General features: G+C 67.6%; 14 protein-coding genes. 4 read left to right on the top strand and 10 right to left on the bottom strand.

All coding sequences use genetic code 11. From position 1 onward, the window contains the following. Positions 1-6: 6 nt before the first annotated feature. Both ABWU78_RS00410 and ABWU78_RS00405 read right to left on the bottom strand, forming a co-directional pair. The gene (locus ABWU78_RS00410) at positions 7-819 is read right to left on the bottom strand and encodes a GIY-YIG nuclease family protein (protein ID WP_439157253.1); all 813 of its coding nucleotides are present in this window, start codon (positions 817-819) and stop codon (positions 7-9) included. Positions 820-964: 145 nt separating this feature from the next. Then, positions 965-1,156, bottom strand: coding sequence for a hypothetical protein (locus tag ABWU78_RS00405; protein WP_439157252.1), 192 nt, complete (start codon positions 1,154-1,156; stop codon positions 965-967). Between the two features lie 75 nt (positions 1,157-1,231). Here ABWU78_RS00405 and ABWU78_RS00400 point away from each other — a divergent pair, with 75 nt between their 5' ends. The 4 genes from ABWU78_RS00400 (at position 1,232) to ABWU78_RS00385 (ending at position 5,350) form a co-directional block, all read left to right on the top strand. Beyond that, positions 1,232-2,176, top strand: coding sequence for an alpha/beta hydrolase family protein (locus tag ABWU78_RS00400; protein WP_439157251.1), 945 nt, complete (start codon positions 1,232-1,234; stop codon positions 2,174-2,176). Next, the gene (locus ABWU78_RS00395; protein WP_439157250.1) at positions 2,173-2,616 is read left to right on the top strand and encodes a MarR family winged helix-turn-helix transcriptional regulator; all 444 of its coding nucleotides are present in this window, start codon (positions 2,173-2,175) and stop codon (positions 2,614-2,616) included. Before ABWU78_RS00400 ends, ABWU78_RS00395 begins: the two co-directional genes overlap by 4 nt. 101 nt (positions 2,617-2,717) lie before the next feature. Then, complete coding sequence (locus ABWU78_RS00390) at positions 2,718-4,121, top strand: ATP-binding protein (protein WP_439157249.1); 1,404 nt, start codon at positions 2,718-2,720, stop codon at positions 4,119-4,121. Between the two features lie 695 nt (positions 4,122-4,816). Beyond that, entirely contained in the window at positions 4,817-5,350 is a 534-nt protein-coding gene (locus tag ABWU78_RS00385) for a hypothetical protein (RefSeq protein WP_439157248.1), read from the top strand. A 370-nt stretch (positions 5,351-5,720) separates the two neighbouring features. Here the strand turns inward: ABWU78_RS00385 and drmB are convergent, their stop codons facing one another. From drmB to ABWU78_RS00345, 8 genes are all read right to left on the bottom strand, one after another. Continuing rightward, positions 5,721-7,505, bottom strand: coding sequence for a DrmB family protein (gene drmB / locus ABWU78_RS00380; RefSeq protein ID WP_439157247.1), 1,785 nt, complete (start codon positions 7,503-7,505; stop codon positions 5,721-5,723). Next, positions 7,502-10,660 (bottom strand): helicase-related protein, encoded by a 3,159-nt coding sequence (locus ABWU78_RS00375; protein WP_439157246.1) that lies wholly within the window; start codon positions 10,658-10,660, stop codon positions 7,502-7,504. Before ABWU78_RS00375 ends, drmB begins: the two co-directional genes overlap by 4 nt. A 4-nt stretch (positions 10,661-10,664) precedes the next feature. Continuing rightward, positions 10,665-15,398, bottom strand: a complete 4,734-nt coding sequence (locus tag ABWU78_RS00370) for a sacsin N-terminal ATP-binding-like domain-containing protein (RefSeq protein WP_439157245.1) — start codon at positions 15,396-15,398, stop codon at positions 10,665-10,667. A gap of 656 nt (positions 15,399-16,054) precedes the next feature. Then, positions 16,055-16,306 (bottom strand): DNA cytosine methyltransferase, encoded by a 252-nt coding sequence (locus ABWU78_RS00365; RefSeq protein WP_439157244.1) that lies wholly within the window; start codon positions 16,304-16,306, stop codon positions 16,055-16,057. Between the two features lie 34 nt (positions 16,307-16,340). Further along, a complete protein-coding gene (locus ABWU78_RS00360) occupies positions 16,341-17,060 on the bottom strand; it encodes a DNA cytosine methyltransferase (RefSeq protein WP_439157294.1) in 720 nt (239 codons plus the stop codon). Between the two features lie 147 nt (positions 17,061-17,207). Beyond that, positions 17,208-17,708 carry an NgoMIV family type II restriction endonuclease gene (locus ABWU78_RS00355; RefSeq protein ID WP_439157243.1) on the bottom strand — a complete coding sequence of 167 codons (501 nt, stop codon included), beginning with the start codon at positions 17,706-17,708 and terminating at the stop codon, positions 17,208-17,210. Positions 17,709-17,743: 35 nt separating this feature from the next. Further along, positions 17,744-18,082 (bottom strand): hypothetical protein, encoded by a 339-nt coding sequence (locus ABWU78_RS00350; protein WP_439157242.1) that lies wholly within the window; start codon positions 18,080-18,082, stop codon positions 17,744-17,746. Between the two features lie 51 nt (positions 18,083-18,133). Further along, complete coding sequence (locus tag ABWU78_RS00345; protein WP_439157241.1) at positions 18,134-18,541, bottom strand: very short patch repair endonuclease; 408 nt, start codon at positions 18,539-18,541, stop codon at positions 18,134-18,136. Positions 18,542-18,569 lie beyond the last annotated feature (28 nt).

Genomic DNA, 18,569 nt, shown 5'->3' with positions numbered 1-18,569 from the left:
CGGAGCTCAGTTGCGGTTCAGGCCGTGCCTCCGCGAGTCCAGGGCGACCTTGAAGTGGCTCTCTGCCTCGTCGATCACCCGCGTCGGTGTCGACGGGTCGAACACCCGCAGCAGCGAGAAGCGGAAGCCGGTGGGGTCGACGGTGCGCAGCTCGACGTTGCCACCGTGGCCGTTGGTCGCGTACGCGGTCCAGCGCTGCCGGATGCTCTCCGCACCGTCGGCCTTGCCCACGTAGTGCCGACCGTCGCGGGTGTCGGTGATCAGGTAGACACCGACGACGGAGGCCAGCGCCGTGCGCCACGCGGCATAGCGGTGCTCGCGCATCACCGCCTGCAGCTGCGCGTGGTCGAGCACGAGCCGGTCGAACCCCGGGAACGGCACGGGCCGCGCGTCGGCGATCTCCATGACCGGGTAGCCCGCCGCGGTCGGGCCGTTGAGCCGCCACGTGCGCGGCGACCGCCAACCGATCACCAGCCGGTCCCTCAGGTCCGCGAGCCGCTCGGACTCGACCAGGTCGAACGTGCGGAGGGCCCCGTCGTTCGAGACCTCACCGCGGTTCTCCAGCACCGACCACAGCCGCGCCCGGTCTCCACCCTCGCGGAGGAACACGACCCAGATGCCCGGCGGAGCAGCCGGGAAGATCCGTGGCGACGTCGACTGCCGGCGTGTGTACGCCAGGATCTCGTCATCGGTCGAGTCCGCGTGGATGCCCGGCAGGCCCGTGTCCTCGTGCTCCTTGACGAAGGCGTGCCGGATCACGAGGGCCTCCGCGGGGTCGATGAGCCCGCTGCGCAGGATCGGTTCGAGCGTCAGTGTCATGTGCCGGTCGGTCTCCCGTGTCGTCGTGGCGTCTCGTCCGCCGTCGTCGAGGCCGCCCGGCGCGTTCGCCGGCTGCCGTCGGTCGAGGTCGGCCGGGCAGCCCCCGCGTCGCCGCGAGTACGGCCCCGCGCCGCGTCCAGCGCCGTCACCAGTCGACGACGCGCGCCACGACGCTCCCCGCACCCCGCGCGAGCCAGACGACGCCGCGCCCGACGTTCACGACGACGCTGACGAGGTCGGCGAGCTCGAGGACTCTGGCGATGCCGCGCCCGAGGACTCGGAACGGTCGCCACACCTGGTACCAGAAGCCCCGTCGCGGCCGGCTCGGCGAACTCACGACGGAAGCGTGCCACACACGACCCGTTCTCGGCCGCTCGGCCACGTGCTCGCCACGCCCGCTAGGGTGCTTCGCATGCGAAACGACGACCCTGCGGCGGTGGCCTCCGAGGAGCTGCGGATCCAGATCCCGGCGGGCGGCTGGGTCGTCGGCACGGTGCGCCGGCCCGCCGAGGAGCCGCCCCGCGGCGTCGTGGTGATCCACCCGGCGACGGCGGTCCCCGAGCGCCTGTACACGGGGTTCGCGGAGTTCCTCGCTACCCACGGGTACGTGGCCGTCACCTACGACTACCGCGGCACCGGCCGGTCCGGCAGCCCGCGCTCCCACCGCGGCCTGCGCATGCGCGACTGGATGGCCGACGACGTCCCCGCGGTCGCCGCGTGGGCCCGCCCGCGGTTCGGCGACGTGCCGCAGCTCGCCGTCGGGCACAGCATCGGCGGGCACGCGCTCGCGCTCGGCAAGGGCTCACGGGGCCTGGCCGGGTTCGTCACGGTCGCGTCGCACGTCGCCGCGACGTCCACGATCCCCGACCGTGCGGAGCGGGCGCGCGTCAGGCTGATCCTGCGGGTGCTCGGCCCCGCGGCGGCCCGGGTGCTCGGCTACGTCCCCGGCCGTCGCCTGAGCCTCGGGGAGGACATGCCCGCCGCCGCGATGCTCGAGTGGAGCCGCTGGACCACCCTGCCGGGCTACTTCTTCGACGACCCGACCATGACCGCCGCCGCGGACGCGGCACGCGTCACCGGCGACGTCCTCGCCGTCGGGTTCACCGACGACCCGTGGGCCACCCCCGCGCAGATCGACGCGATCACCGACCGCCTCACGGCCGCTCGCGTCGAGCGACGGACGTGGAGCCCCGCCGACGGCGGCGTGCAGGCGATCGGTCACATGGGCTTCTTCCGCCGAGGCCTGCGCGACACGCTCTGGCCCGAGCTCCTCGCCTGGCTCGACGCCCGCGCGGGGGCCGCCCCGGCGCAGGAGGACGGCAACGTCCGCTTCCCTGCCAGGAAGCCGCGACGATGACGCGTCGCCCGCCGCGGCTGGTGTTCCTCACCACCGCGGCGGAGCGCCAGATGCGGCGCTGGATCGCGCGACGCGGCAGCGCACACGGCACCGGGACCGGCGGGCAGGGATTCGGCGCCCCCGCCGCCGGCGTCCTGCTGCACCTCGCCGACCACCCCGGCGCGACGATCGGCGAGGTGACCGCCGCGCTGCAGGCCTCCCCCGCCGGCACCAGCGGCCTGCTCGCCCGCATGGAGCGCGCCGACCTCGTGCGCCGTCGCACCGACCCCGACGACCGACGCACCGTCCACCTGGACCTCACGCCCACCGGTACCGCGGCGCTCGACGACGTCCGCGCCGCGCTCGCCGAGCTCAACGACCGCCTCACCGACGGCTTCACCCCCGACGAGCTGGCCACGGTGAGCCGCTGGCTCGAGCACGTGACGCGGACGCTCTCGTAACGGTCGCACCCTCCCCGGCTCCGGATGGGCGCCATCATGGGCCTGTACGTAACATCAAAAGTAGGTAACATTCGATGCGACCTACATCGGAGGAAACCATGGTGACCGGCTTCGTCGGTCGGAAGCGCGAGCTCGCCGACCTCGATTACGTCCTGGAGCAGGTGCGGAACCCGACCTCCGACAGGCCGGGGAAGGCGATCGCCCTGCGTGGACGTCGCAGGGTCGGCAAGTCCCGCCTCGTCACCGAGTTCGTCGAGCGTGCAGGGGTGCCGTCGCTGTACTTCCTGGCAGACGGATCGCGCCCCGAGCTCGAACAGCGCCGACTTCTCGAGACCGTCGCCGCCTCCGGTCTGCCCGGTGCGGACGCCGCCGGATACGCCGTCTCCGGTTCCTGGCAGGACGCCCTGACCGTCCTGGCCCTCGCCCTGCCAACGGACCGGGTGTCGATCATCGTGCTGGACGAGGTCTCCTACCTGACCGGCGACCCAGGGTTCGAGGGCGCGCTCCAAGGCGTGTGGGACACCCGGTTCTCGGCGCTGCCCGTGCTCCTCGTCCTCGTGGGGTCGAATCAGTCAGAGATGGAACGGCTCACCAGCCACGGACGCCCGTTCTACGGCCGCAGCGTCGACAAAGAGATCCTCCCGCTGACCCCGCAGGACGTGGCGACGATGACGGGCCTGGACGCGGCACCAGCGATCGATGCCTATCTGGTGACGGGCGGCCTGCCCCCGCTGGTCACGGCGTGGAGACGTGGGCAGTCGGTCGCGGACTACCTCGCCGACGGCCTGTCCACCTCGATCAGCACGCTGGTCGTGTCGGGCGAACGGGTCCTGTCCTCCGAGTTCCCCTCCGAGACCCAGGCGAAAGACGTGCTGCGCGCGATCGGCGCGGACGCCCGGACGTTCACGGCGATCGGCCAGGCTGCCCAGGTCGACCAACGCGCTTCGCTCTCGCGTTCGCTCGACCAGCTGGTCGAGCGGCGCGTCGTCGCCGTCGACGAGCCCCTCTCGACCAAGCCTGCCCACCACAAGCAGTACCGGATCGACGACCCGTACATGCGCTTCTGGCTCGCGTTCCTGCACGACGCCGCCGACCTCATCGATGCAGGCCGTGGCGACATCGTGACGCGGCGCATCGAGCGCGGGTGGTCGACGTGGCGCGGACGAGCCGTCGAGCCCGTCGTCCGGCGGCTCCTCTGGGAGCGAGCGCTCGACGACGACGTCGTGCCGGCGTCCGCCGTCGTCGGCGGCTGGTGGAACCGCAAGGGCGACGTCGAGGTCGACCTGGTCGGCGCCGATCGGCGACCCGCGAAGACCGTCACCTTCATCGGCTCGATCAAGTGGCGCGAGACCGCACCCTTCGATCTCCATGACGCCACCGAGCTGGTCAACCAGCGCAGCGTCGTCCCTGGGGCCGACCAGGACGCCCCGCTGATCGCCGCGTCCCGCTCCGGGGGCAGCATCGACGGCATCACGATCCTCACCCCGGCCGACCTGCTCGGCTGAGCTCACCGCTACGGCAGGTGGGCCCCGTCGAAGGCGTCGAGCATGCTGGGACGTCGGCGGTGTCTATCCCGCGGGCAGCCCCCACCCCGGTCCGCGCCTCGGCCCAGGCGTTGTTCCGCCTCCTGCGTGCCTCTCCGAGTGGCCCGCAGGGGGCACGCCTGTCTCAGGTGCGCACGGGCCTCCAGACAGAAAGAGGCCTGGAACCGTGGAACTCCGCGGATCCGGGCCTCTGACCACGCGATCGGACGGCGTCCGACCTGACATGCTGCCTAGAAGTTGATCATCTAGTTCGAAGGCCCCGGGATCGTTGATATTCCGCGGATTCCTGCTTCTTCGGTTCTGGGCCGTGCCACCTGCGTGCCACTACGAAACGACGAGTCATGAGGGCGACGTAGCAACACCGCGCCAAGGTTATCGCGCACCCTGTGCGGTGTCAGGAGTCCCAGTACTTGCCGCAGCGGGCCGGGAGGCGCGGAGTTCCGCGGAACATGCGGCGGGTCGGTGGACCTCGTGCCACCTGCGTGCCACTTCTGTAGAAGATGCACTCGACCCGAGTGCAACCAGCAGCTCCTGCAGCACAAGACTACCCGCGCCCGACGGCAAGGCCACGCGGCCCGCAGACGCCGCTCGGCGGCCTCAACCACGGGAGACCGCTCCAGTAGCTTCAGCGCGAGCGAGCTGCGAAGCTCACGGACGTGGACGGCTACTCGCGGCATGTGAAGGCGGTCATTCCGCCTGAGCACACCGCGGAGCTCGCGGTCGTCGACGGATTGGCACGTCGGCTCGCTGAGCACATCGCCTCCACCCGCAACGCGATCGCAACGATCCATGTCCACGGCGCGCCGAGCAAGGCGATCCAGGACCACATCGCGACGCTGCTCCGCGTCGAGCTCGGGTTCGGCGAAGAGGTTGTCCTCACGCCCCAGACTGGGTTCGTCACGCAGGCCCGGCCGGACTTCTTCTACAGGCTGTCGCCAAGTCGCGGTGTCATCGCGGAGGTCGAGCGCGGCGGCACGACGACGAACAACCACGATCTGAAGGACCTCTGGAAAGCGCACATTGCACCGGACGCGCATCACCTGTTTCTCATCGTGCCGAGGAACAACTGGAAGGCAGACGGGACGCCGCGGGAGCGCCCATTCCAACTCGTCTCGCGGCGGTTGGGGGCCTTCTTCGGCGAGCCGCGTCGCGAGATCGACGTCCTGAGTGCGCACGTGTTCGCGTACTAGCCGTTCAACGGGATGGCGCGAACCTCTGCGAGTAGGCCGTCCAAGAGTCCTGGCACTTCGCTCAGCCCGGGCTCGACGCACAACATCGTCGCCGCTCGCACCTTCGCGCTGCCCCCGTGTACCCCGCCGCCGCGAGCGGCGGCCCGACCCTGATCGACAAGGGCTACCAAGGCGCCGGGATCGACATCCTGCACCCGCGCCAGCTGCCGACGAACGCTCACGTCGACGACCTCGCGAGAAACAAGATCCTCATCGCCCTACACGCCGTGGCCGAGCGCGGCAACGCGCTGCTGAAGAACACCTGGCACTCCCAGCGCCCGGTCACCCTCGACCCCAACCACATCACCGAGCGACCATCGCTTCGCGCTCGTCACGAGGACCGGTCGACTGCGTCGATGACACCCTTGAGGAGGCCCTCCGTGGCTTCGTTGCCGACGAGCAGCATGCGGTCTAGCAGGAGGTTGGAGCCTTCGCACGAGGTCTCGGACGCGAGCAGACAAGAGTGGCACGCCGCGAGGTTGAGGCCGTCCAGGTTCTGCGGGTTCGCTTCCGAGCAGACCGGGTCGTTGGAGCACCAACTCAGTTGTTCAGCCGCGCGGGCCAGGGCCGTTCCGATGCGGTCGCGCTCACCCTCGCGGACGAGCCCTCCAAGCGTTCCCTCCTCGTCGCTCGACGTTGTGTAGACGAACACGCCGTAGTCGTTGGCACCCGGGTCGCAATAGACACGTTCACGCAGGGAGGCCGCGGAGTACCCCGACGTGAAGGAGAACTCGCGGAGCAACGCGTGGGCGAGAGAGTGCAGGGCCACGTACTGGGGCGAGAAGGGGTGAAGTCTGTTGGCGTAGCGAGAATCATCGAAGTTGCGCGAAAGTTCGCTCAGACGCCCGCCAACAGCGGGCGAGGATGCCCAGACGTTAACAACATCGGCAGCGAGTTTGAGGAAGATGCCCTCGCCGAATCCTTCGGCGGCGGGGAGCCATGACGCCTCATCGCCTGTGCGTACAACGGACCGGACCAAGTCGGCGTCGGGTGTGTACCGCTTGAACCCCAGGGATACTCGGACCTCGCGGAGGCGGTCGACGAGAATGACGCTCTCGAAAAGACCGGCCAGTGCGCGCTCGACGAGATCCTCAGACTCACGATCGAGCACCACGGAGCGGGTCTTGAAGTTCGCCTCGTCTGCCTGGTCGAGTGCCGCCGCGCGGAACGCCTGGAACTCCTCGGAGAGGATCGCCGTGTGGGTAGTGGCGAGGTCGGCCACGTCGCCGTTCGCGGCCCGAGCAACGGCGACGACGGTCTCGGCGTTTACGTCCACCGCGTCAGCAATCATCTGCGCAAGCACCGGGGCGTTCGCGCTTTCGATCGTGTCTTTGAGTCCCAAGAACAGTGGATGCTGGGTGATCCGGTCCGTCGCGTCGAGCACGATGGCGGTCATCGCCGGGATGTCGATGGCGGCCTCAGACTCGCCGTAGTGGAAGTTCGTCGCTCCACGTTGGATCACTTCAAGGGGCTTCCCACACTGACCCCAGGCAGATTCCCACGGTTGGATGCCACGGCAGGTTGTTCCCTCACGCGAGAAGACGTCCGAGCGCAGCTCGCCGAGGGTCCGGCGCGTCCCGCAGGCATCGCACTTCACCTCGAGGCCAGACAGCCCCTGGGACCCGCCCTGGACTTGCTGGAAGCGAAGGTGCTCCCCGTCCTTGCAGATCACACCCTCCCGCGCGACCCGGTGGACCCAGTCCACCCATGGGACGTCGGTGGCATGGCTGCGTTCACGACATACGACAACGAAGCGCATCGGCACGAGCCTGCCCGAGTCGTGGGGGCAGAGGGGTGCAGCACCGTTCTCGTTCTTCGCGGTCCACCGCGTCATCCGCCGGCACGTCTGGCAGAAGAGCCACGATGGGAAGCGAGCAACGTTGACCGAGATTGCCTTGGGGTCGCCCGGATCTTCCGACGGCGGTGGTCCATAGAAGCGCTGGACGCCGAGCCGGTCGGAGAGCCGTGGGCACTCGATCTCAGGGAGGAGGGTGCGCTTGGGCCACCGGTCGGCCGTCAGGGTGACGAAGGACTCGCCGAGGATGTCGACGATGGCGCCCGGTCCGAACGGGGAGATCAGCTGGGCGACGCTCACCTGCAGGGTCCGCTTGCTCATGCTCGTTCTCCTTGCGGGCGGATGCGGACGGCTTTGTCCACGGAGCGCATCGAATGCATGGTCGGCCAGCCCCGGCCAGGGTCTCCGAAGTTCTTGAGGAGTCGCTCGTCGGGGTTCTTGGGTGACGAGTACTTCAGAGGGCTCGCATGGTTGGACGCCAACCGGCCCCAGTCGGTCGCGGCGTCGCGGAGCTCCTGCTCAATGCCGAAGCGTTCTCGTGGATCGGCGATCGCGATGTGCTGCACGAGGAGATCGATCGCCTTCCCAACCTGTCCCGAGTCCGGATCGAACAGGGAGGCATCGTCGTTCCCGGACAGGCCGATCGCGTGACGGGTGAGGATGACGAGGGCAGCGCGGAGTGCGCGTCGGCGTGCCTGAACGGCCCATGGCGTGACCGAGGTCGGTTCGACGAAGCGGTAGAACGCCCCGTGATAGTTGCGAAACGACTCGAAAGTCGAGCGGTCGCGGGCTTTGCCAGACCGGTGCAGCGTGACGACGATTCCGGGCACCTTGTCGCGTCCGACTCGGCTCGTTGCCTGGATGTACTCGGATGTCGTCTTGGGCTGACCGTTGACCAACATGAGGCCGAGGCGGGCGACGTCGATTCCGACCGAAAGGATGTTCGTCGCGGCGAGCGCGTCGATCGCGCCCTCCTCGTCTGCGTGCGTCGCGAGCCGTTCGAGGGTCCCGACGAGCTCGTGGGAACTGACGTTGCTCGTCAACTCGAACACGCCGTCGGCCGACAGGGTGCGTCCGGTCATGCCACGTTCGTGGTCGCGCTGGAGGTTGTCGCGGACGTCGTCGCGCAGGATCGTCACCGTGCGGCCGAGTTCCCTGAGGCTGTTGTGATAGAGCACCAGGGTCCAGTACGCGTCCCGCTCCTCGGGTGTGAGGTCGACGGCGTCCGCCGCCGCGAGCAGGCGGCCAGCCAATTGACCGATCGACCACGCAGGCGCGAACGCCTGAGGCATGAGGCCTACGTAGAGCCTGCCTGGCGCCGTCGGGGCGGTCTTGGCGAAGTAGTTGTCGTCTGCGTCAAGTCCGCTGGGTGGGAACACCGCGACCTTCGAGGCCATGAGGCCCCGAACCTGCTCGTCGGCGGAGCGAATCGTCGCCGTGGATGCAACGACCTTGGGGCTGGTGCCACGCCATCGCAACAGCGCGCGGATGGCTGCCTCGTAGATCCCGACGACAGTGCCAAGGGGACCAGAGATGAGGTGGAGTTCGTCCTGAATGATGAGGCTTGGGGGGTCGAAGGGAACGTTGTCGAGCCCGAAGATCGACCCGCCGTCCGAGATCCATGCTAGCCGCGCGAACTTGTCGACGGTCGCGACGACGATGGTCGGTGGGTTCTGGTAGATGGCTTCATCCACTACCTGAACGGGGATGGAACTGGCGAACGGACAGGTGGGGTCTACGCAGTAGGCGGTGAACGTGTGGTCAGTGGCATGGAACCCATACGCGTCGTCCCGCCGGCTCCGCCGTGGTGGCAGCAAAGGTGTGTCGCACCAGGGGCAGCTTCGAAGTTGGAACGGGCTCTGCGGTGTGAGTTGCTGCTTGACCTCGTCGAGTTGCTTGTGTGCGGCCTTGTACGTGCCTGGGGTCGTCGAGTTGCCCAGCAGGAGACCGATGCTGAAGGGAGCTGCGTTCTTGAGTGGGCCATCGCCGCGCCGTAGCAGTTCGAGTGCGCAGATCAGTTTCGCCGCGCGCTGGAACTGTTGAGCAGTCAACAGCCTCATGGTGTACCGCGTGACGACGGCTGTACCGCCCCCGTCGAAGCCTCGGGCCAATCGCCGGCGGACCATCTCGACCGCGGCGAGCCCGAGGTATGCCTCTGTCTTTCCGCCACCGGTGGGGAACCAAATGAGGTCGACGAGATCGCGATCGTCGTGGGTGTCGGCGACGGTGGACGGCAGGGCCATCAGGATGAAGGCGAGCTGGAACGGGCGCCACGTGGGGTTGGGGTTGCGGGGGCTCTCCGCCTGCATACGCATCGCCTCGTTCGCGATGCGGAACGCGGTTCGCACGGTGTCGTCGGTGGCAAGCAGATCGATCCCTGCCCGCATCCGGGCGAGCGCCTCGTCCATACGTGTGACGATGCGCTGAGCCGCGTCGACGTGTATTGGTGCCGCAGCATCTGCCTGGGTGTGCTGCTTCTCCACCCACGCCGCGTAGTTGTCGACGAAGGCGCTGAGGCGTTCACAAACTTCGTCAGCGGCGACGGCGTCCTTGGCAAGCCAGGCCATCGTCAAGGTGTCATCGACGCGGTTGATCCGCTGCATCACCGGGCGGACGATCTCGGTGGGAAGGGAGTCCGTCTCGATGCGCATCACGGGGCGTTGGGTGCCCCACGTGGCCGCAACACCGTGGCCGACGCCGTAGCTCAGGTTGGTGCGGTACCGGAAGTCGAGTTCACGGTCTTCGTCGCTGGCATTGACGACGATGCTGCCGGGGTACGGACGAATCTCTCCCGTAACAGCCTCGACACTGAATCCTGCCTGAAACAGGACCTGCTCCTGGGAGCTCTTTGCCTTCCCCAGCGCGACCTTCGTGGCGTTCGAGAGCGCGACGGTGACGATTGGCTCATCCTTGCCCGAACGAGAGCGCCACTGGAGGCGCGCGAGTCCGTCCCACAGGTCGTAGCTGCCACTGCCGTTCGACGCGACGGTGACTGCCGTTTCAGGCAGCGGCACGCGACGCCAACCCGAGGTCGGAGCGCCGTCATCGCCCCCCTCCGCACCGCCGGTATCGCCGGCGCCCTCGGTCGGGGCCTCGTTCTCGAACTGCGCATAGCGGGCTGCGCGCACTCGAACGATGAGTTCCTGAGCGTCATGAATGAATGAGAGCCCCATGGACGATGGCGCCCATCCCGTGGCGGCGGTCAGGCCACCGAGGTCATCGTCGACATCATCCTCGGTGAGATCGGGTTCACCAGCCCCCTCCCCCACGCCGGCATCGATCGCTTCTCCCGGGAGGAGGTCCTCGTCGAGGGGGTCGGGCGGCACACCCTCGCCCTCTTCGACAGGGAACAGCATCCCGGTGAGGTAGGAGTAGACGGGGCTGTCGCTGAGCACCTCGTGCTCGTCGCCAGTCTTCGGGCCGATGACGTTGTTGCGGAGGTACGTGACGTACGCCTGCTGTCCGGGTGAGGGCATGATGTCAGACTCCTGTCGTGTCCCAGAGGAACGCGAACTCGGTGTACGCGAGGTCCTTGTCGAACTGTTCGAACGTGTCGCGGACGTTGACGACGAGGCAGTCCTCCGTGCCGCCGTTCCGCGGACCACGGAGCCCCCGACCGACCATCTGCACATAGCGGTTCGGGGAGAACGTCGGGCGGGCGATGTACAGCGCACGAACCTTCGGCGCGTCGAAACCCTGCGTGAGCAGGTCGCAGTTGACGAGCACCTTGGTCTCGCCCGACTTGAAGCCCTCGATCTTGCGGCGCCGTTCCTGGCCCCGCATTTCCCCATCGACGGCCTCGGCGGTTCGGCCAAGGCTCCGGATGAGCGCCGCGGTCACGTGCGCCGACACGACCGACGGCGTGAACACGAGAATCGGCCAGTCGGTGTCTTGTCGAAGCACGTGGTCCACCAGGAGCTGGGTTCGATCCAGGTTCGCTCCGAGCCGGTCGAGGATCGCGCGGGAGACATCGTCCCAGGCAGCACTACCGCCTCGCCCTTCTGCTGGCGGGTCGGAGATGACGATGTTGGAGTCGAGAAGCTGGTGTTCGACTCGGGAGAGCACCTGCATCTCACGAAGCTGACCGATCGGGTCTTCCTCGTCGAGCGCATTGAGGAGGCGACTGCCGAAGCGCTGAGCAAAGAGCCGGTTCGCGTCGGCGTTTGTTCCGCGGTACGGAGTAGCCGTCAGCCCGAGAAGCGGCCGTTCCGTCCGTGTGCCACCACGCTGGGAGATTCCGAGCCACTCCAGGATCTGCGTGTAGCGCTGAGAGCCCGCGCGGTGTGCTTCATCGATGACGACGAGCCGGGAGTCACGGAGCCACCGGTGAGCTTGCCTGTTCGCGTCACTCGCGATCATCTGTGCCAGCTTGGCGTCGGTAGCGATGGCGACCTGTAGTTCCTGGAACGACTCGTCTGCTTCGTAGTCACCCCAGTACCTGGTGATCTCCAGGGCACGCTCATCGCCGACGGCGCGCCACACCTCGGTCCACGAGACGATGGCCTGCTCGCAGAGTTCCTCGGACTGTGCGATCCAGAGAACCGGAGACGAGAGTTCGTCGTCTCGTAGCATCGTAGCGATGGCCTGCGTGGTGACGCGGGTCTTGCCCGCGCCCGTCGGGAGGTACAGGAGCCCGCGCTTGCAGTTCCCGTCGGCCTCCTTGGTCAGCGTGAGGTCACGGATCTGCTGGAGCAAGTCCTCCTGGAAGTCGTGAAGGCCCTTGAGTTCGACCTTGCCCGGCACGATGTCGACCGCGGGTGCCTTCTTGTCACGTGCGCCGGCGAATGCGCGTGGGAAGCCGAAACGCGTGACGAAGTGTTCGGCTTCAGACGTGCCATCCCAGCGCCGCGGCACGGGGAGTCCGGTTTCAACGATGGCAGCCCTCAGACGACGCAGTGAGTCGTTGCCGTACGTCGTCAGGAAGAGCTCTGCGACGTCCTCGTCCGCTTGCTTGCCCTGTCGTTCCTCGATGACGGAGAGCAAGCCCTGCGGGAGATTCGAGGCGAGAACGTCGCGGCCGACAAGCGTGAGGAGCTTTGCGCTCTCGGGCTGCGCCGCTTGGGTCCGTTGAACGAGCTTGTTGGTGCGGAGCTTCTCGTCGTTCTGAATGACTCGTTCGGCATCGGACCGGGCGAGGCGCAGGCCCAGGAGCTGGCTCACCTGGAGCAGCGTGTCGACGTCGGACAGCTCATCGTCGACGAGCGCAACCCTGCCGTCGAGGTGCCCACTGAGCCGTTGCTCTTTGACCCCGGTAGGGCTCGTCGTCCGCCTGACGATCGAACTGCATCGAGCGACGAACACTTCGTCGACCGCGGCTGGCGAGGAGACAATCCGCGCAAGCGACGGGTAGATGTCGAGCAGTGGCACCTGTTTGCCGGACGTTGCCCAGTCCACGACGCGGGCTACGACATCGGCGACCCCGAGAACACCCCACACCTTTCGGAGAGCGTCGTTCCACGGGCCGGAGGGAATGTAGCGAAGTCCATGGACGGCGAGGTCGCCGAGTTCATCGTCCTCAGCTACGACGACGCGGTTCAGCGGAGTGAGCTCCACCTGGTGGGTCGCGATGTCGAGCGCCGGGAGCATGTCGGGGTCCGCGAAGGTGTCCTCGCGGGCGGCAACGGCGAGGACCTCACCGAGAAGTTCGGGGTGCGCCGGCCGGTAGCCCGTGCGGGTCATGAACTCCTCCAGGGCAGGGACACGGACATCCTCGATCCGCCCCGGAAGCGCGTACTGGCCAGCAAACGACTCGGTGGCGACGGGGAGGTAGTCGGAAAAGTCCGCGAGCTGCCTGCCGAGGGTCGCCCTGAGCGGTTTCGGCCCCTGCGAGGTGTGGACGAGGCCGTACTTCTCCACGCCCCAGCGCTCGACCGACTTGAACTCGCCTTTCTTCGACCGCTCGCCGCCTCGGAAGTCGATGCTCGCCGATATCCGGGGGCTAACCGTGAGCCGGATCAGCTGGCCCGTCAGCTTGGCTCGTGCGTCGTCGGCCGCCGGATCGCCCAGGTCAGCCAGCGACTTGAGCACGTCAATCGGCCCCGGGCCCTCGCGCACCTCGAAGCGCAGATTCGGCGTGGACGTTCGACCGTACTGTTCGGAGATCGCCCTCTCTGCCTGCCTCTCCATGGCGCGTCGGTACTCGGCGAACACCTCGCCGGTGTGAACCGGCCAGCGATCGGTCAGCCCGCCGAGGCAGCCCGCCACCTGGAGGAGATCGGAGCGGCCACCGACCGCGACAATGTCCGCCTGCCAGCGCGGGAGCTTCGGCACGAGCGCGGAGTCACGGAAGACTTCCGTAGCAGGCCTCCAACCACCCGCCTTCGTGGGCACACGTACCGCAAGGCCGCGGTTGGTGATTCCCTGAAGTGCTGCAGTCCCGGACGCTACGGAAGCCAAGGCCAGAACGCCCCAGAGGTGAGCCCAGTCGTCGTCACTGGACGCGCTGGTAATCGAGGCCGCCACGGCCGCCGCAACCTGGTCGGCGGAGACCTCCTGAACGCCCAGGCTCCGAAGCTTGCGGCGGGTGAGAAGGTCGCGGGAGAACTCATCGTCGACGAGGGCCACGCCCGTCGGCGTGGGAGCGTCGTCGAGGGGAAGGAGCACCTTGGCAGCGTCCTTGGCAGCTTCGAACGTGCCGTCGGCGAGCGGAATGACCTTGGCCCAGCGGAACTGATCGACGACATCGTCGCCCTTGTCGCGCGCGATGATCGTGAGAATGTCGAGAGCTGCACCGACCGAGGCGAGCGTTCGCGGTTTCGCCGCCTCTGTTAGCCACTCGACGGGTGCGATCGGGGTCGCAGACAGGCGACCGTTCTCGTCGGTAAGCAGTTGTGTGAGTCGCGCCGCACGCGTTGCGTTCTGGTAGCAGGACCAATGCGGCGTGTCGACGGCACCCGTTGCTTCGGACCAGGATCTGATCGCTTGCGCCGGGAACGCGTAGGAGCGTTCCTTGGACGCGTAGTAGTACGGTGCACGGACCCGTGCGGGGCTCCGCATCTCACCGTTCAGCGTGGGAATCAGCTGGTGCATGCGTGCCAGACGAGGGATCCGTTCGGACATGTACTTGTCCGCGTTCGAGCGAGTCTCGCGGCCTCGGGCAGGGAGAACGTCAAAGTGTTTTGCGGGATCCTCGGGGGTGGACTCCAGCACCGCGGCGTCGATAAGGAGGTCGGCAGCGACGTCGAGGAGCTCACGATTGAGGGCGCTACTGGCGAGCATCGAGGTGCGGTCGTCGTTGACCTGCCATGGGGCATTGAAGATGCCCTGCGCCGTCGTGCGGTCCTGCAAAGGGAACCAAGCCCAGAACTCGCCATCGCCCCGACGACCTTGCCCCACGGGAAGCGCGTACGACACGCGGACGTGCTCACGGTGGAAGAGGCCAGGGAGGTCGGCCTTGACCTCGTCCGATACGTCGTGCTCCCGGTGGAGCACACGGTAGCTGGTCGCGCTTTGCTCGGGTGTTTCGAGCTGCGCGAACCCAGAGTTCTGAACACGCCAGAACCGCTTCTCCTCAAGTTCCACGAGTCCAGTTGTCGGGTCGATCGCACGATGGAACTCCGAACGGATCCGATCGGCGCCACTGCCCACGGTGATCGTGACGCCCGACAGATTCTCTGGGAAGAGCAGGTACCGCGCGTCAAAGTTCAAGAGCCGCTGTCGCAGGCGGCCACCGCCCCGAACCAGGGGAAGTCGGATGACTGTTGTGGCCCAGGTCATCAACTCGGCGACGTTCGGGTCCTCCGCGGCAATCGCATGAGGGTCGATGGTGCTGGGGACGCGCAGCGCAGGGACGCGCGCGGGGTGGTACGGGAGAGCGGACAGCAACTCCACTGCCCCGGGCTCGTTGAACCCGAATGAGATCGACCGGCTGAGGATCTGCGGGTGGTCGGTGACGCCGAGGACGGACTTGAAGCCGAGACCGAACCGTCCGATCTTCTCGTCGCGCTTGGAGCTAAGGAACGCTCCGGTCACGGCCCTGATGCCCGCGGCTCCGAAGGGGTTGCCCTCGTTAGCGCAGTAGAGGGCGCCGTCGCTCAGGCGAAGCTCGACGCGGCCTGGCTCAACGAGCTGGTCGAGTGCGTTCTGCAGGAGTTCTTCGACTTGCCGCTCACCGTAGCCGCCGGCCTGAAAGTTGTCTTCCATGCCGACGTGCTCTTCGAGCAGGGCTGGGTCGTTGGTGTAGTTCGTGATCGTGATCCGCTGGCGCTCTCGCACCTGCTCTTGCAGTGCGGGATCCGCCTGCCCCCAGGCTCCCGCGTTCGCCAACGACATACCGTGTTCCCAACCCTGCACCCGAGGCTCTCCCGCCACTTCCCGCTGCCAACGTCGATGTCGTAGCGCACCGTCGCGCCAACCATGCTGCCTGCGAATCTAGGGGAAGGCACCGACAAGAACGGGGCGGCTGAGCAGCTATCAGGTCACGATTTGGGCATTTCACCCGCACGCCCCGCGCGACCGCGGCCTACAGGACCTGACCAAGATGCCTACCCCGCGCCTCTTCCAGATGCACAGGGACGGCGTTCCCGACCTGGCGTGCGAGCTGCGATCGATCCCCGCGACCCAGCGGTAGTCGTCCGGAGAGCCCTGCAGACGTGCCGCGCGAACGGCGCTGGCACGAGCGCGACGCGAGCGGACGAGCAGTGGAAAGGTCCTGGCGGCGCCACCCTTGGCGCCTGCAACGGCGCTCGATCTACGCGACGTGCGACTCGATACCGCTGCGGCAACGGCGTCGTCGTGTTCCCAGATGCGGCCAACGGTCCGGCTGGCGTTCACCAGGTCCCGATCTGTCGCCCTGTCGCGGGCGACGTTCCGAGCGGCTTCGTCTGCTGGCGGGGCCGATGCATGACGAGGGCGGGAGCAAAGGGTGGTGCTCACGCGAGTGCGCGAGCCAGGTGGCGCCCGACTGCCTCTCCGAGCGGGACGGGAACGGCATTGCCGATCTGCCGCGCTATCTGCGCGCGGTCTCCCACCCAGAGGTGGTCGTCCGGGAACCCTTGGAGCCGTGCAGCCTCCCAGTGGGTGATGGCGCGGTGTTGGGTCGGGTGCGTGAACCTGCCCTTCTCGGGCTTGAAGAACTCCGTTCGGATCGTGACCGACGGCTTCTCCCACTCGAGTCGCCCCATGAACGTCCGATGCACTGCGAGGGTTGTTCCGCCATCAGTCCATGCTGAGCTCATCCGGCAGGTCGTGGCGGTTGCCGCCGTAGGGGATCGAACGAAACCTCTGCTGGTAGAGCGGGCTCCAGTCGCGCGTGATGTGGAGGTCACGACCCTTGAACGCCCCGGGGCGCCAGACCCCACGGAACTGCGTCTTCTGGGGCGGCAACGCAGTGTCCCCGGCGAACCCACGGATGCCGGCGAACGCGTCACGAACGGTCGCGCGCGGACCGCTGGCGGGCAGAGGGTGTCCAGGGTGGTCGAGATCACGGCGGACGCCGATCACGATGACGCGCTTTCGAGTCTGTGCGGCACCGAAGTCGGCGGCGTTCAGGATCCGAGCCCGAATCTCGTAGTCCGCCAGGTCGCCGCTCGCAAACGTCTCGACGAATGCGGCGAACTCGCCCGAGCGGAGGAGAGCGGGCACGTTCTCCATGACGAAGGCTCGTGGCATGGCACGACGGACCACCTCGACGTACGGCCGCCAAAGCGTGTTGCGGAGATCCAGCGGGTCGCGCTTCCCGATCAGCGAGAAGCCTCGGCACGGCGGACCACCCAGAACCACGTCGACGGAGGGGGTCGGCTCCTCGTCGAGCCATCGGACGATGTCGCCCGCGTGGACGACGTCTCCGAAGTTCTGCGCGTACGTCGCGGCGGCTGCGAGGTCCAACTCGACCGCCCGAGTCGTTGCGTAGCGGTTGCTGCCACGATGGAAGCCCAGGCTCAGCCCGCCGGCGCCCGCGAAGAGTCGAGGATGGAGAGCCGCCCGCCGGACCCGATGGCATCGTGTTCCGGCTCGGTCGGCGGGGCATCAAACGGCACGGACGCATCGTATGTTCAGCCAGTTCCTGAGCCCGGTAGCGCCTACCTATTGGAGCGCCCGAATCTCCGCCACGAGGTCGTCGTAGTCGCGGATGCGTCGCTGCTCGACGAGCCGGTGGAACTGGTCGCGACCGCGACGGCGCTGCGTGGTCGTGCCATAGACGGCATCGACGGCCTCGCTGAGCGCAGGGACGTCAAGGTGGTAGACACAGTCGACGTCGCCGGACCCCCCGCCGAGGAGGTTCAGCATGTACGGGCGCGGCTCCATGGTGACGACCGCGAAGTGGGGCATCCGTCCACGACGAAGCGCAGACATCTTCGCTCCTTGGGAGCGGCAGTCCTGTGCGCGGTCGGTTCGCAGCGACCACTTGAGCGAGAGGCCGACCTCGAGGTTCGGCAGCCGATCACGGCTGGTTCGTCGTGCGACCGTGAGATCGAGACCGAGCAGCGACTCGTCGCCGAGTTCGTCGAGCAACTTTCGGAGAGCCGCGTCGCTCGCGTCCACGGAGTGCTCGACGGCCTCGATCATTGCCTCGACGCGGGCCACCTCCGCACCTGTCGCCCGCTTCCGCACGTGCGTCGTCAGACGCTTCCACGCGGAACTGAACTCCTTCGAACGACCGGCTTCACGTCGCGGATGACGCCGACGTGGCGATACTGCGCGAACTCGAAGAGCTTGCGCTCGGCGCTGATCTCCGTCGAGCCAGCGAGGGCGAACATCTCGAGAAGGTCCGCCCTCACGGCCTTGGCGAGTTGACCACCCGTTGGCTCGTCCTTCTCGTCTGAGCGCCGATGGCTCACCCCGAGCACGTCGAACAGTGCTTCGCCGATCTCGACGCTGAGCTTCTCGCTCGCGTCGCTCGTGTTGGGCTTTCCGTTCACTCGGTACTTACAGAGGTCCTTCGCGAAGGGGGCAGGCACAGAGGCGACGATAGTCGGCGAACCCACGGGTGCTCGGCGACACGACCACGCTCAGCCGGCAAGGGCCTCGGTCACGGCCGCCTCGATGATGTCGGCTGCGATCACCGCCGGCTCGTGCTCCCATACGCGTACGACTCGCCACCCCGCGCTGCGGAGGTCCGAGTCCGTCTGCCGGTCACGTGCGACGTTCCGGGCGAGCTTCTCTGCCCACCACGCTGCGTTCGCCTTCGGGCGTGTCGCGTGCTGCGGGCACGAGTGCCAGAAGCAACCATCGATGAAGACCGCGACCTTCGCGCGGGTGAACACGATGTCTGCGCGACGGCGCCCAGGGAGCACCGCGCGTTGAACGACGTACCGGCGTCCACGTCGATGGAGCTCACGACGAACCGCCATCTCGGCGGCCGTGTCCCGGTTCCGAACACGCGCCATCCTGGCGCTGGTCGCCGCGTCCGTCTTCATAACGTCCATCGTCCCGCGCTCGGCAAGC

This window comes from Cellulosimicrobium sp. CpK407 (genome assembly GCF_051844275.1).
Classification (GTDB): domain Bacteria; phylum Actinomycetota; class Actinomycetes; order Actinomycetales; family Cellulomonadaceae; genus Cellulosimicrobium; species Cellulosimicrobium cellulans_G.
The sequence above is the reverse complement of the archived record's forward strand: the minus strand, read 5'-3'. Positions and strand labels throughout refer to the sequence as shown.

What these genes read in the sequence shown, in the direction of transcription:
- ABWU78_RS00410 (WP_439157253.1), bottom strand. Translation starts at nt 819, where the DNA reads ATGACACTGACGCTCGAACCGATCCTGCGCAGCGGGCTCATCGACCCC.
- ABWU78_RS00400 (WP_439157251.1), top strand. Translation starts at nt 1,232, where the DNA reads ATGCGAAACGACGACCCTGCGGCGGTGGCCTCCGAGGAGCTGCGGATC.
- ABWU78_RS00395 (WP_439157250.1), top strand. Translation starts at nt 2,173, where the DNA reads ATGACGCGTCGCCCGCCGCGGCTGGTGTTCCTCACCACCGCGGCGGAG.
- drmB (WP_439157247.1), bottom strand. Translation starts at nt 7,505, where the DNA reads ATGAGCAAGCGGACCCTGCAGGTGAGCGTCGCCCAGCTGATCTCCCCG.
- ABWU78_RS00375 (WP_439157246.1), bottom strand. Translation starts at nt 10,660, where the DNA reads ATGCCCTCACCCGGACAGCAGGCGTACGTCACGTACCTCCGCAACAAC.
- ABWU78_RS00365 (WP_439157244.1), bottom strand. Translation starts at nt 16,306, where the DNA reads ATGGGGCGACTCGAGTGGGAGAAGCCGTCGGTCACGATCCGAACGGAG.
- ABWU78_RS00345 (WP_439157241.1), bottom strand. Translation starts at nt 18,541, where the DNA reads ATGAAGACGGACGCGGCGACCAGCGCCAGGATGGCGCGTGTTCGGAAC.